We start from the raw sequence: 12821 nt of genomic DNA on the forward strand, positions 1-12821 counted from the left end.
CTTTAAAAATGGAACGTTTCGCTATCGAGTAGATCGGCGCGTGTAAGTCCGTCCGTCCCGGCAATCGGGGCGTCGATAGAAATGTTTTTGAAGTGATCGTACTGGCGGTTGTAGGCAGTAACGGCTTGTTTCACCCATGCTGCCAGTTCGTTGAACGGAACCTTGCGATCCAGAATCTGCACCATGACGGAATTGATAACGTCCATCTGTGCGGACGCGATCAAATAGCCAGGCACGTGGGCTCGGATTTGCTTGCGCATTTCGGCTGGATTGTCGCGGGCAAGTAGCTGCGTTTTGATACGCTGGCGCTTGCGGCGATCCCGCTCGCGCTTCTTCTCTGTCTGGACCTGCTTTTTGCCTTGGCTGTAGTACAAGCGTTGATACGCACGCTTATCAGCGCAGTATTTTGCGTAACGTTCAGGGTCCTCTTTTCGCTTCGCATAAGAACGGCGGCTCGTTGCATTGGTGCGCTTACGATTTTTGTGCTTATTTTGCAGATTTTGCGCATCGCGGCGTGCTCGGTTCCGCTGATACTTTTCGGCATCCTTTTTCGCATATTCTGCTTTTATGCGGGCGGCTTCCGTTAGAGCCTCGTTCGGTGCCAGTGTGCGCAGATAGTCAAACTGAGATTTGGTGAGCCAATAGGGGCGCTTCACAGTCATGCGGACGCCTCAATAGATTTCAAACCAACGCCAGTTGGCTTCCTGCTTGCGAGCACGGGCGTGATAAGGGTTGTGAGAAATGCGCAGGAACGGGCGGGCGCGCGCAATATCTGCACGTGCCATTCGCCGAAACGCACGTTCAAGATTGCGTCGCTCATGATCGCGCCTCGTCGCCATCCGTGCGAATTTCGATCAGTTCATTAGGGGTGCAGTCGAGCGCTGCGCAGAGCCTGCCAATCAGCTCAATCTTGACCGTCTTGCGGCGGTTGCGTGTGATGGTGGAAAAGTGGTTGAGCGATACGCCCACAGTCGCCGCCAAGTCGGAAAGCTTAATTCCCCGATCTGCGGCGATGGCCTTAATTCTGAATCTGGTTTCCATGGGTGACCTATCCGATCGGGTTCAAAATGGACTGGGGGATGAGGGGATTTTTGAATGCCAGGGTCATTGAGAAACCCGGCCTGATCTCATGAGGACGGTCGAGCTGAAAACGTGCCAACGGCAGCTGTTCGGTCTCGGTGCACCGAACAAGGACCGCATGCGTAACAGTGACGATCTTCTTACCCTCATTGGCCGGGAAGCTGCTTGCTTGCAGGCGTGGGGTGCGGTCGGACTTCATTTCCACCGGCGAGCGCTCATAGCCCACCCAATCCGCGGGACTGACCTCTTTCGTCAGACTGGTCATCAGCGCCAGCTCAAACCAATGCGGGGAAGCATCAACGTGAGAATTGTTCGCGGTCATCCTATGCGGGCTCCCGAGTAACCGTGGTTGTAGATTTCGATGATTGCTTTCGACAACGCGGAACTCGCGGAGCCTTTTGAAAGCTTGCGAATGGCTTCTGCGCCGGTGATCATGGTGTCGATGTTGGACGCGGCGAGCACCTTTTGCATGCGCTCGCGCTTGTAATCGGCATTGTTGCTGATGACTGCAGCCAGCCCCATAATGATGACGCCGCGCAGCGCGTTCACATCATCGGGCCAAGCCGTGCGAATTATTTCTATCGCTTCGCGCGTAGCCTTCTCGCCGTAGTAGGAAATAGAGCGCATCAAGGCCGTGATCGCATTCGTATAATTCGGCTTCTTAACCCCAATGGCGGGCGAAACTTCGCAACCGCAAGCGTCCAGCACCTTTTTCGCGCGGACGGTTTCAGGATCTTCGGCGGCGAGCCCGGCCCAGTATCGCTCGATCGGGGTCACGTTCTTGCGATCCCGATTAAGCGCCAAGAAAATTTCGGCTTCGGTTTTAAATTGCCCGGCATTCGTGATGGAGGATGGAACGCTATCGAAACCGAGCCGACGCGCGGCCTCAAGGCGGTGTTGGCCATCGACGACAGCGAATTTATCCGGGCCGTTTTCGATCAAAGAAATTGCGCCGAATTTCGTCCAGGCAAAACCCTTGACCAGCTTTTGCACCCGCCGCTCGTCGAGCTCGCGCTGATAATTGTGGTCGGTATAGATCTGCGCGACGGGAATGTAATCGAGCCGTGGCGGCTTTCCGTGAATGGCTGTCGTCATATTATCGGCTCCGATACTCGCCTTTGCGCGTGATGCGCTCATTCAGGCCAATCAGTTTTTCGATAGTGATAGGGCGGTGCATGTTCTTGCTGGCGTCGTACTCCGCCTTCGGCTGACGAGGAGCGCGTTCGACCTTCTCCGGGTTGCGCCCCGCATTGCGGATGACGGCCAATCCGCGAGAATTGAAAATGGAGAGCCGATAAAGCTGCGGGCTCTCGATCTGAATTGCGGCATCGAGCGCGGACTGCAATTTCGTGAAATCGCCAACGATGCGCGGCGCGGCGCTGACATGATTCGCAACAGGGGTCAGGATAAGCCGGTAGTGGCGCTTCGGAGCCTTGAACTGCCACCCCTTCCAGACCTTCCGAAATTGCTCTTTCGGCTCCGGATTGAAGGCGATGATGAAGGGCTTTTTTTCCGCTTTTTCGGGCGTGTTTTTGGGGCGCATTTTTCCGCTCTCCCGTACAGGAAATGTTCTGCATTTTCCGGCTGGTGAAGTGCGGTGAAGCGCAGTCAAAAACGCTGCAAAATTGCGTAGTGCGCTACCCCCACAATATACCACATGGACTAGGGGAAGCCGTTTTGAGCGGCTTTTTTCGAGTGTTTTCAAGGGTGTGGAAATAGCACGCGCCAACCCCGTACAAACTGCGTACAGGATAGGTGGGGTTTCTGTGATAGCGCACGCCGGTGAGGTCATTTTCAATGCCTCGTCGCAGAACGTTGAGCGGCGCCGTCAGCTTGTGCATCGCGCAGCAAATCCCTCGCTATTTTGTCGAGCAAGACACGCTCAATCACGCCGAAAAATGTTGGGAAGTTTTCGAGATCAAATGACCTGTCCATTTCGGCAGGAATGAAAGAGGCGAACAGCTTTTTCGTGTCATCGTCAGCGGCGGCGACCGACACTACATGCATGTCTTCTGTGACCCATGCCGCAGCGACATGAATATGAAGATTGACGAATGATCGCCCTTCACTTGTATCGGTGCGCACCACGTCAATGCGTGGGAGATTGATGCAGGAGAAAAATGTATCTTCGTCCGACAGCAATTCGTCCCATTCCGCAGAATGCAAGCGATAGCATGGGAGATTGGTACGGGGATTGATGACGTTGACTTGCATTTTCAGACCTCTGCCGCTTTTGATTGGAAACTGGCGTGATGGTGGCCGTAGACGGCTTCCAGCGTTTTCGTGGACATGCCGAGCGAATGGCTGGCTTCCCAAATGTCGACACCGGCGCGCATCAACCATGTCGCGCGGGTGTGGCGCAGAATGTGCGGCGTCACCTTGGCATCGAGTCCGGCGGCATCACGGGCGCGATTCCACGCATGGCGAATGTCGGCGATATCGAAGCCGTGCCAGTGCACAACGGTATTGAAGAACGTGATTTGCTCGCGCGTTCCCGCCTGGGCGGCAATACGCGCCTGTTCCGCCTGGTCGAGCCGCTTCCAGCGTTTCAGATGGAATAGGATTTTCCGGCCGAGCTTCACCGGCGGCTTGCGCTTCTTGGTTTCGCGCTCGCCTTCGGCTTTGCGGTACATGATTTCTTCGTTCAGATCGATGTAACCGGCGCGGTCGTTCCGCTCCCATTGAACGGTCAGCAGAACGGTAAGGCGCGAGCCAGTGTAGATTCCGAGCAGGATCATGCGCGCCAGATGGCGGTTGATGCTCTGCCGGTCTCGCGTAATTTTCCCGTTCACCTTCCGCCAGCCGAGCGCAGCGGCCAGCAGGCGCGCGGCCTCCGTCTTGGTCAGCCAGCGGGTGCGGGAAGGGGAGGGCGGCGGCATATGCACGACAGGGAGCGAGTCCACCGGGCCGTAATTCTTGTTCCAGAAATTAATTGCTGACAGCAATATCGCCAGCTCGCGCCGGATGGTTCCGGGCTTCACCGGACGCTTGCCGTTCAAGCGATGGGTTTCATAGTCCCGGCACGTTTGTTTCGTGATTTCGGAAAGAAGTTTCCGGCCCCACCATTTGGAAAGTGCCGTCAGGCCATAGGCCGTCGAGCGCGGAGCTGCTGTTTCCGGCAGGTGCTCTTGCGAATAGGTGAGCAGGACTTGCGCTATCACGATCCGGTCCGCCCGTTTGGTTTCGGCTGGGTTGGAGTGCTTGAGCGCGATGTATTCCGCGAGGGCTTTTTCAGCTTGCTCACGTTCATGCTCAAGGCATCCAGTGCGCTTTGCGTATGATCGATCGCGGATGATCCAGACACCTTCACTTCGGTTGAAGTAGAGGCGAGGCGGGAGCGCTTTCTTAGGCATAGCTGCAACCAGTCGTTCAACATGGCGGGGGTGACGCAATACCGCTTGCCGATTTTCAGCAGCGACAGCCTACCGGCCTTGTGTTCATTGCGCAGGTGCGAGGGCTTACATGCATTCTTGAGAATGCGTTCGCAGGCTTCTTTGATCGTGAAAATCTCGTCGGGGTGATACTGCGTCATGCCAGCACCGGGAGAATTGTCTCGATCCAATGTTGGATCAGCTTCGCGTCCGAGTGGTTGTTGTCCCGAATGTACGCGCGCAGCTCCGCACAGGCGTAGAACAATGCATCATCGCGAGTTTCGGCGAATTTGCCCCACTTCGGCCCAACACGATATCCGCCCTCATGGTCGCCACATCGGAAGCTGACAGACCACATCCACATGCCGTCAACATGTTGGTGCAATTCGATAACAGCATGATGCCAGGCGTAACGTTTACTCGTGGTCGCCAAGCGTTCGTGAGGCTCGCTCTGTATTACGTCGCCATACGGGTCCACTGGACGGACCGTTGGCGGGGCGCGCAATGCGTCGAATAGATTGAGCTGGGTCATAGCGCCAGCCTCGCAATATCAATGACGGTCATGAACGCGAGGCAAGCGAGCCAGCCAACGCCGAACGCGGCAAAGGCTACAGCGCGTAACAGATAGCGGCTTGGCTTTTCTGGCTTTGCGGCGGGCGCTGGCGCTTCCTCGCTTTTCCCCGGCTTCCTGTTCCAATGCTCGATTGGCAGCACGTGGACGCCGGCGCAAATGTCAGCCAGACGCTGGAGTCGGGTTGCGGCGTAAACCGGCCCGCGCCCTTGCGACAGGCGACGCACGCCGGCTTCGATCAACAGTTCGCAATGATTGGGATCAAATTTGCTGATCCCTTCATCGTAGAAATTCTTCGCCGTGAAAAAGCTATCGCCAGATGACGTGTTCATGCCGCCCACCCCTCTATGATGGCCGGATCGGCTTCGATGCATTCACGGGCGCGCAGCGACCAGCATATTCCACGCGTAATGTCTCGCCCGGTGGCGAGCCAGCGCAGCGAATTAATCATGCTCGCGTTCGTTGGGCGCTTTCCGGTCGGAATTGACAGCAGGTTGCACAGGTCGCGCAATTCTTCGTGCCACAGGATTTGCAGCGCCGTTTCGGGTAGTGCTGTGAATGGCTGCAAATTCGGTTCCGGCCACTTCGCCAACCAGTCGTAACCCGGATTCAGGGCGCGCGGTTTTTGCGGGAAAATCCAAACATCGCGGTCATGTTCAAACCCTTCGGGGCGGTCGTAACGGTAATACGCACCGTCGCGCTCAAAATGGGCGGTGGACTTGTTCGATGGCCTTTCAACAAGGAATTTCTCATGCAAGACGGCGAGCGCATGGTGTGCAACCCGCTTCATTGCTTTCATCTGGCTGTCGAGCCGAGCCAGCTTGTCTTTGGCGGATTTTATCTCGACGGCGATAATTTCCGCACGGTCGACCGCCATCACATCGATGCGGTTTCCGCCGAACGATGCGTTGATTTCGTGGATGATGCGAGCGTTCGGGCGATGCTGGCGCAGGAATGCAACAACGGCATCACGAATTTCAGCTTCGGCGGGGGAGCGGTAGGCTGGCATTATTTGCGAACCTCCGAAAACAGTTCGCCTTGGCGGGCGTCCTTCCGGTCGAGGGTGCGAAGCACAGTCTCGCCGCGAGCGGCTTTGTCCCAAACGAACCAGCCGCTAAGCATCGGCGGCGCACCTTGGCCGGTAAAGTCGATCTTCCAGCGCATGATGTAGACGCGCGCCGGTGGAAACCTCTGCCAGAAGGGGCCGAGTCCTGCCGCTCCGGGCCAGTTCCAATTCAGCAGCAGGGCCATGTATTCGACATTGAGGGTATCAAGGGCGTGAAAGAGCCAACGCGCCTTTCCGTTACCCCATCCGCATTCCTGATATGGTGGGTTGGTGAAGATCGCAGGGCAGGGCGCTTCCGAATAATCGTAGAACGAACGGATCTCCGCATCGCAGCCACGGTCAATCAAATCCGATGCGTGGACCCGGAAACCAAGCGACTCCAACTCCCGAACCATAGCGCCATCGCCTGCGGCCGGCTCCCAAATCGACGGGAAGTCACGAAGCCGCTGCAATTCAGCGTTCAAGAATGCACGCGTAGGCTCGGCTGGCGTCGGGTAAAAATCGTTCTTTTCGCGTGCGAGACCAGCAGTTTCCACCACCTGCCCGTCGAGCAGAGCTTTTACGGTTTTCGGCTTTTTCCCGGTTGCGCGGAACAGCCCGCGTGCGCTGGCCGTCATCGTCCGGCTTCCTGCAGCGCGAAAATGTTCTGGCGGTGAGCTGCAGCAGCCTTGTCGCAGAATTTGATTCTTGCGATGGTCCCTTTCTGTGCAAGCTCGAGTTTGGCCAGGCGCTCGCGCAGGGACCGAATTTCTAGAGCACGTCGCTGATATTCGCCAACGAAACCGAGACGCTTTGCAGAGTTGGCGTCGGCAGCAGCCTGCGCGGACTTAATCTCCTGCGCAAGAAGCTGCTGCGGTGTGGGAAGATCAACGTCAGAGCCCGTGGTTTTGTCTTGGCCCCAGTCGATGCCAACGCGCGTAGACTTTGGGGGTAACGGATAGATTTTCGATGCGTCGATGTGTTTTTTGTCAACTGAAACGGGATCACCATCTTGAGCGCACGCTATCTGAGCGAGCATGACCGAGGCGTCGGCTGCATTCTCGAAATCAGTAAAATCGATCGATGCTTCTTTGTTTGTCATGTCGCGTTCCTCTTGAGTGAGGCGTCCGCTGGCGATTGTGGCTGTAACCGGCCAGCGGACGCACTACAGGGCACAGCAAAACGCAACGCGCTGTGCTCCGAAGAAATTCCGCCGGTGACATGGGCTTGAGGGGCGGGGGGATGCTTCTGTCACCGGCGGATCATCTGCGACCGACTGGCCATGGGGCGGGGGGGGTTAGCAACAAGCCACCCGGCGCAGATGATTGGGTTATCGGTTTAGTGTCGTGAAACAGGTGTCGAAGCTGGCGCTCTGCTGGCAGCGATCCATTGCGGACGATTGAGCTGCGGACACCATTGCGGCGAAGCCGAGAAAAATGATGCAGGCGATAAGCGTGAAGGCGACGAAAGAAATGTGCCGATTGTGAGTGGCGTCAATTTCGTCGCGCTGAGCGAGGATATCAGAAAGGCATTCGTATTTCGGGGCGCGATTTTTCGTTCCGCGCCCGCCTTGCGGGCCAGTTCCAAAGCGGCTCATAAGCCATCTCCGTCCGTTGATATTCCACCAGTTATGAAATCGAAGTTATCTACTATAGGCGATAAACGCAATAGAAAAATATCGACTAAAAGCGATTTTTTACGTTAATATGATGAAAACGAAAGGGGAACATTTGCTGTTCCGCTTGAAATGCATACCGCAATGGGTCTTAAATGCAGGCTGGGTCGTCCTCGATAATCGATATGACGGCGGGTCGGTGAGGGTAAAATGTCAGCAGAGTACATTCGGAGTGAACAGGGAACGAACACTCGCAACGGAGGACGCGAGGGAACCGATATCGGGCAGGGAGCCGGATATCAGGAACTCAAAAAATTCACGATGAATGTATTGTCTCTTTCAGACGACGCAAAAAAGAAGCTCCGGCGGGAGCTAGGACTTATTGTCTGATTCTGGCGCGTCTTCGTCCTGGTCTTCGGTAACGGGAAGCATTGCTTCAACCATGCTCTGCACGGCTTCGCGGCGTTTCGGGTCCAGCGATTGATATCGAAGAATAAGTTTTTCCGTTTCCGGATCAATGTCGAGATTGAAAATCAGCCATAACGGACTGATTTCGAGACCCTGCGCGACCTCAACGATAGACTCAACGCTCGGCTTTTGATTGCGGGTAAGAAGCGAGTGAAGATAGGACGGGCTTTTCCCCGCCCGGATTGAGGCCGTTCGTAGATTCAAACCCTTTTTTTCGATTGCGGCTAAAAGCCGATCCCGCCAACTCAAGCTGTCCATGATGCGATTTATAGCAAATAATTACGATATTTACAGTGGTTTGTTACAGGCGTAGACAAGATATCGTCAATAGTAGACATTGAAGATATCGACGATAGGCGATATTTTGAGGCGCAATGTCCTCAACGCTTTTCGCTCGGTGAAAAATTGCCCGTCAAACGCTCCATCCAAGCACAGCTTCAAGAGATTGACGCCATCATCGCGGAAGGCCGCGGGGGCAAGCAGGCCGATTATCGACGCGCGACACAGGAAGCTATTCGAGAAACCTTGCTCTGGTGCCAGAATAACAAACCCATCATTGAGCAGATCAAAGCGGACAGGCGGCGAACCATAAATGGCGGCGCTGCATGATGCTTCCACCACCTCCAGCCGACGAATTGCTGCACCGGGTAACTTACCACGCCATTACGCGCTATGTGCAGCGCGTTATCGGCATCACGGTGCCCGGCACAAAACATTTGCCGGAGATTGAGCGGGCATCCCTGCACTGTAAATGTGCCCGCACCACATTCGACGAGGTACGGCGGTCGATCATGATCCCGACTGTTGCCGTTGCAATCGCGAATAAATTTGCAGCGATCGACACGCGCAACTTCACCGCTGTCATCGATACAGATCAGCAGATCATCGTCACCATCCTTGAACCGCGAAGCTACAAAAAGCCGAAACGATCAAGGCGTGGGGGACCGCGGTCCGAAAGCGTTCTGACCTACATCGCCGAGCGCGTCAGAAAGCAAATCCAAGGCGTTCACACAGGAGAAAGTATGAAATGAAGAACTATCCGGATAGAGAAGACAGGCTTGCAGGCTCCGCCCAGCAACCACCTCGCCCGCCATTGGCGCCAGTTTATCAAGCGCTTGACACAGCCGACGAGCTCGCACGCGCGGTGAACAACTTTCTCGATGTACTATATGGGGGTGAGCCAGCAAGCGACAGCGAAACTGCATCATCTATTCCAGATGGCGTGATCCCACGATTGGCGGAACACGCTGATGGAACCCGTCGACGGGTTGCCCGCGCGTTTGACCGGCTTGGTATCGCGTTCAAGGAGTTGAGCCTATGAGCGACGATATCACTTCCGAAGCCCAAACCATTGCCGTGGGGCAACTGCGCGCCTTCATTGAGCGCATCGAGCGCCTTGAGGAAGAAAAGAAAACCATCGGCGACGATATCAAGGAAGTCTACGCGGAGCTCAAAGGTTCCGGCTTCGATTCCGCCGTGGTGCGCACGATCATTCGCCTTCGCAAGAAGGAGGACCACGAGCGTCAGGAGGAAGAAGCGATGCTTCAACTCTATATGGACGCCTTGGGAATGAGCTGACGCGATGCCCGACAAGAAAGACGTCCGCATAATCGAAATCGAGTCCGCAATTGCCGAGCTCACGAACCACAAGTCGGGTTGGGTCGGGGCAAAACGGGAATGGTTTGCCTCGCAGAATGATCTCGTCCGGTTTCTGGTCGCACCACGCGATGAAGCGGTGACAATACTGCGCGACCGGCTGGCCTCTATCGAGGCGGCATGAACAGCGCAGCGCCAGCAGAAGACGAATGGTTGACCGTGACGGTACCGGCCTTTCTGGCCGCGCACCCGATCTACACCAAATGCCCGACGCTGGCGCTGCTGCTCGATGCCTTGGTTCGCGAGTGCGAAGAACAGCAGCCGGATATCCGGCTTGATGCTGCGCTCCTTCGAGCATCACACGAGAGGCTTGTTAGCCAGGCGCGCATCCTCATTTCCGCGAGTGACCGTACATGACAAAGACAACGGCAGAGCCCAAAAAGCCTCGAAAGGCTCGCTCAACGCCGGAGCCACGTGAGTTGAACATGCAAATGCAAACGTTCTGCTCGGAATACATGAAGGACATGAACGCCACGCAGGCCGCTATTCGCGCTGGCTATTCGGAAAAAACCGCGCGCCAGCAGGGCAGCAGGCTTTGCGGCTACGCCATCGTGCAGGACCGCCTGCAGCAATTGCATGAAGAAATGCAGGCTCGCATCGTCGTGGACGTTGAAGCCATCATTAAGGAGCTGGCCGACGAAAACCGCGCCGATCTGGCCGACCTTTACGATGATAACAATTGCCTAAAGCCTGTGCGCGAATGGCCCATGCTGTGGCGCGTCGGCGGGCTCGTCGCCGGAATAAAAACCCGCGAGCTGTGGGAAAAGGACGAAGACGGCAACTCCGTGCACGTGGGAAACGTTGTTGAAGTGAAAGTTTCCGACAAGGTGCGGCGCAAGGAGCTGCTCGGAAAGCACCTGGGCGCATGGAAAGAAAAGGTCGAGCTCGATCTTTCCAATCCGATGCAGGATCTGTGGAACCAAATCGCTGGCAAGTCTTTTGCGCCAAAGGAAAACTAAGCGATGCGTGGGTTCGACAAGCTCACCGACGCAGAACGCATTGCTTTGCTCGCCGATCCCGATTGGCGCATCCGCAACCTTTATCATATCCGCAACAAGTACGGTGAAACCGTAATATTTCACCCCAATGATGCGCAGGAAGAATTCATGCGCAAACTTTGGTTCCGGAACCTTATTCCGAAGGCTCGCCAGCGCGGTTTTTCGACGCTTGTTCAGTTGATGATCCTCGATGCGTGCCTTTTTGTGTTGAACACGAAGGCTGCAATTATCGCGCAGGACTTGGAATTGGCCCGCGCCATCCGCGATGACAAGATCATGTTCGCCTATGATCGTTTGCCCGACTTCGTGTTGCGGAACGTTCCTCTTGTCGTTGATAACGCCAAGCGCCTTGAATGGAAGAACGGTTCCGAAATGATAATCGGCACTACGGCGCGCGGACGCACGCTGTCGTGGTTGCACGTATCGGAATACGGCGAGATTTGCGCCAAGAACCCGGAGCACGCGAAGGAAATCCAATCCGGCGCGCTGCCGGCCGCAGAATATGGCACCATCATTATTGAAGCCACGGCGCAAGGCGCGGACGGCGATTTTACAACCAAGGTTATGCAGGCGAAAGCGGTAGCGGAATCCGGGCGCCAGCTAACCCGCAAAGACTATCGCCTGCATTTTGCGTCATGGTGGGATGCTCCAGAATACGAGGTCGAAGATCCGGAACACATAACGATATCGCCCAAAGACCATGCTTATTTCGACCGCATGGAAGGGCTCATCGGACGCGAGATATCGCTCAACAAGCGCGCCTGGTACGTTCAGCAGCGCGACGTGGAGTTTTCGGGCGATCAGGAAATGATGTGGTCGCAGTTCCCGACCACTCTTGAAGAAGCTTTCCAGCAATCCACCGAAGGCAAGTTTCTGGCTGATCAGCTTTCGCTGGCGCGCAGGCAGGGGCGCATCGGCGTATTCAAGCATGACCCATCAAAGCCGGTCTATACGTTTTGGGATATCGGCACCGACGATGACACAGCCATTTGGTTCATGCAGATCAACGGCAATATGTTTCATTTCATAGACTTTTACGAGTGCAACGGCGAGGCTCCGGCCTTTTATGCCCGAGAGGTCCTGTCGAAGCCCTACAATTATGCCGCTCATTATCTGCCACACGATGGCGCGCATCGCCGCATCGGCACGTTCTCGCTCGATACCTACGCCGATATGCTGGCAGAGCTTGGCCTTCGCAACATCGAAATCGTGCCAGTCACGCCCGACAAGGTTTTGGCAATTAATCTTCTGCGTACAGAGTTCAGCCGCTATGTTTTTGACGAAGAAAACTGTAAGAACGGTATTAACCATCTGGAAAAATACCAGAAACAGTGGAATGCAAGACATGGCGTGTGGACCAGCTACCCAGCACAAAACGGACACCAGCACGCCGCCGATGCGATAATGCAAAAAGCGCAGCTTGGCGACGCAATTTTCGCCAATAAGCAACAGCGCCCGAACCGGGCACGTCGAGGAGGAATGGCCGTCTGACACAATAGCACCCGTATTTACACGGCGGCGGTTATGCTTCAAAATAATGGAGCTTCTCGCCCCGAACCGAGGAGCATTGTATGTCGCAGCCCGTTCTCGATTTGAGAGCGCGCGCATTTTATTATGTGCGCGGTGAAATTACCCTGATCGGTACATGGCTTCGCATTGAGGGCCAGTTTCGCCCCTGCATGGTGCTGATCCGCACCGGCGAGGAAACCAATCCCCACACCGTTCCTTGCCTCATACCGCTGGAACGGGCTTGGATTTGGAACGAAACGTTTGGCGATCCGCGACAAGCGGCGCACACGGTCGCCGGTTTCCTCGATGCTCTGCGCCTCACGCCCGGCAAAGTGAACGCTATCCGCCTTCTGTCACTCATTCACGAGCATCTTGGCGATCTGGTCAATATTCCGCCTCTGCCGCCGCTTGAGCAGCGCGTGGTGGCCGAAATCATCGTAACCAACAATACGACTGGTCAGACCCGCGAAGTTGAGGTGAAGGATTATGTTTGACCTCAACGCGCAGG

Annotated in this window: 24 protein-coding genes; 8 read left to right on the plus strand and 16 right to left on the minus strand. The window is 55.7% G+C overall.

Annotation, left to right across the window (positions count from 1 at the left end):
* Positions 1-2 precede the first annotated feature (2 nt).
* From OINT_RS22215 to OINT_RS23725, 16 genes are all read right to left on the minus strand, one after another.
* Positions 3-662 (minus strand): hypothetical protein, encoded by a 660-nt coding sequence (locus OINT_RS22215; protein ID WP_039853634.1) that lies wholly within the window; start codon positions 660-662, stop codon positions 3-5.
* 154 nt (positions 663-816) lie between these two features.
* On the minus strand, positions 817-1041 hold the full coding sequence (locus OINT_RS22220) for a helix-turn-helix domain-containing protein (protein WP_039853637.1): 225 nt from the start codon (positions 1039-1041) through the stop codon (positions 817-819).
* A gap of 7 nt (positions 1042-1048) precedes the next feature.
* Positions 1049-1402: a hypothetical protein gene (locus OINT_RS22225; RefSeq protein ID WP_039853639.1), complete on the minus strand. Its 354-nt coding sequence runs from the start codon at positions 1400-1402 to the stop codon at positions 1049-1051.
* Positions 1399-2175: a ParB/RepB/Spo0J family partition protein gene (locus tag OINT_RS22230; RefSeq protein WP_039853641.1), complete on the minus strand. Its 777-nt coding sequence runs from the start codon at positions 2173-2175 to the stop codon at positions 1399-1401. The genes OINT_RS22225 and OINT_RS22230 overlap by 4 nt, the downstream gene beginning before the upstream one ends.
* 1 nt (position 2176) lies before the next feature.
* Positions 2177-2872 carry a hypothetical protein gene (locus OINT_RS23720; RefSeq protein WP_138920931.1) on the minus strand — a complete coding sequence of 232 codons (696 nt, stop codon included), beginning with the start codon at positions 2870-2872 and terminating at the stop codon, positions 2177-2179.
* A 2-nt stretch (positions 2873-2874) separates the two neighbouring features.
* On the minus strand, positions 2875-3294 hold the full coding sequence (locus tag OINT_RS22240) for a hypothetical protein (RefSeq protein ID WP_039853645.1): 420 nt from the start codon (positions 3292-3294) through the stop codon (positions 2875-2877).
* Positions 3295-3296: 2 nt separating this feature from the next.
* Positions 3297-4241 carry a tyrosine-type recombinase/integrase gene (locus OINT_RS22245; protein WP_172491077.1) on the minus strand — a complete coding sequence of 315 codons (945 nt, stop codon included), beginning with the start codon at positions 4239-4241 and terminating at the stop codon, positions 3297-3299.
* Entirely contained in the window at positions 4238-4612 is a 375-nt protein-coding gene (locus tag OINT_RS23980; protein WP_172491076.1) for a hypothetical protein, read from the minus strand. The genes OINT_RS22245 and OINT_RS23980 overlap by 4 nt, the downstream gene beginning before the upstream one ends.
* Positions 4609-4983 (minus strand): hypothetical protein, encoded by a 375-nt coding sequence (locus OINT_RS22250; RefSeq protein ID WP_039853646.1) that lies wholly within the window; start codon positions 4981-4983, stop codon positions 4609-4611. The genes OINT_RS23980 and OINT_RS22250 overlap by 4 nt, the downstream gene beginning before the upstream one ends.
* On the minus strand, positions 4980-5354 hold the full coding sequence (locus OINT_RS22255; protein WP_138920932.1) for a hypothetical protein: 375 nt from the start codon (positions 5352-5354) through the stop codon (positions 4980-4982). The genes OINT_RS22250 and OINT_RS22255 overlap by 4 nt, the downstream gene beginning before the upstream one ends.
* Entirely contained in the window at positions 5351-6031 is a 681-nt protein-coding gene (locus tag OINT_RS22260) for a hypothetical protein (RefSeq protein ID WP_006470173.1), read from the minus strand. Before OINT_RS22260 ends, OINT_RS22255 begins: the two co-directional genes overlap by 4 nt.
* Complete coding sequence (locus OINT_RS22265; RefSeq protein WP_039853653.1) at positions 6031-6705, minus strand: hypothetical protein; 675 nt, start codon at positions 6703-6705, stop codon at positions 6031-6033. The genes OINT_RS22260 and OINT_RS22265 overlap by 1 nt, the downstream gene beginning before the upstream one ends.
* Positions 6702-7169: a hypothetical protein gene (locus OINT_RS22270; protein ID WP_039853655.1), complete on the minus strand. Its 468-nt coding sequence runs from the start codon at positions 7167-7169 to the stop codon at positions 6702-6704. The genes OINT_RS22265 and OINT_RS22270 overlap by 4 nt, the downstream gene beginning before the upstream one ends.
* A 228-nt stretch (positions 7170-7397) precedes the next feature.
* On the minus strand, positions 7398-7664 hold the full coding sequence (locus OINT_RS22275) for a hypothetical protein (protein WP_039853657.1): 267 nt from the start codon (positions 7662-7664) through the stop codon (positions 7398-7400).
* A gap of 390 nt (positions 7665-8054) precedes the next feature.
* The gene (locus tag OINT_RS22280; RefSeq protein WP_138920933.1) at positions 8055-8408 is read right to left on the minus strand and encodes a helix-turn-helix domain-containing protein; all 354 of its coding nucleotides are present in this window, start codon (positions 8406-8408) and stop codon (positions 8055-8057) included.
* 66 nt (positions 8409-8474) lie between these two features.
* On the minus strand, positions 8475-8768 hold the full coding sequence (locus OINT_RS23725; RefSeq protein WP_050791056.1) for a hypothetical protein: 294 nt from the start codon (positions 8766-8768) through the stop codon (positions 8475-8477).
* Here OINT_RS23725 and OINT_RS23325 point away from each other — a divergent pair.
* From OINT_RS23325 to OINT_RS22325, 8 genes are all read left to right on the plus strand, one after another.
* Positions 8756-9181: a hypothetical protein gene (locus OINT_RS23325; protein WP_006470176.1), complete on the plus strand. Its 426-nt coding sequence runs from the start codon at positions 8756-8758 to the stop codon at positions 9179-9181. The genes OINT_RS23725 and OINT_RS23325 overlap by 13 nt on opposite strands.
* Positions 9178-9471: a hypothetical protein gene (locus tag OINT_RS22295; protein ID WP_039853660.1), complete on the plus strand. Its 294-nt coding sequence runs from the start codon at positions 9178-9180 to the stop codon at positions 9469-9471. The genes OINT_RS23325 and OINT_RS22295 overlap by 4 nt, the downstream gene beginning before the upstream one ends.
* Positions 9468-9728, plus strand: a complete 261-nt coding sequence (locus OINT_RS22300; RefSeq protein WP_006470177.1) for a DUF2312 domain-containing protein — start codon at positions 9468-9470, stop codon at positions 9726-9728. The genes OINT_RS22295 and OINT_RS22300 overlap by 4 nt, the downstream gene beginning before the upstream one ends.
* A 4-nt stretch (positions 9729-9732) precedes the next feature.
* Positions 9733-9930 carry a hypothetical protein gene (locus tag OINT_RS22305; RefSeq protein WP_039853662.1) on the plus strand — a complete coding sequence of 66 codons (198 nt, stop codon included), beginning with the start codon at positions 9733-9735 and terminating at the stop codon, positions 9928-9930.
* A complete protein-coding gene (locus tag OINT_RS22310) occupies positions 9927-10163 on the plus strand; it encodes a hypothetical protein (RefSeq protein ID WP_006470178.1) in 237 nt (78 codons plus the stop codon). Before OINT_RS22305 ends, OINT_RS22310 begins: the two co-directional genes overlap by 4 nt.
* A gap of 68 nt (positions 10164-10231) precedes the next feature.
* The gene (locus OINT_RS22315; protein WP_172491078.1) at positions 10232-10765 is read left to right on the plus strand and encodes a terminase small subunit; all 534 of its coding nucleotides are present in this window, start codon (positions 10232-10234) and stop codon (positions 10763-10765) included.
* A gap of 3 nt (positions 10766-10768) precedes the next feature.
* Positions 10769-12295 (plus strand): phage terminase large subunit family protein, encoded by a 1527-nt coding sequence (locus tag OINT_RS22320; protein WP_006470180.1) that lies wholly within the window; start codon positions 10769-10771, stop codon positions 12293-12295.
* A gap of 80 nt (positions 12296-12375) precedes the next feature.
* A complete protein-coding gene (locus tag OINT_RS22325) occupies positions 12376-12807 on the plus strand; it encodes a hypothetical protein (protein ID WP_006470181.1) in 432 nt (143 codons plus the stop codon).
* The last annotated feature ends 14 nt before the right edge of the window (positions 12808-12821 follow it).

Source organism: Brucella intermedia LMG 3301 (genome assembly GCF_000182645.1).
GTDB lineage: Bacteria > Pseudomonadota > Alphaproteobacteria > Rhizobiales > Rhizobiaceae > Brucella > Brucella intermedia.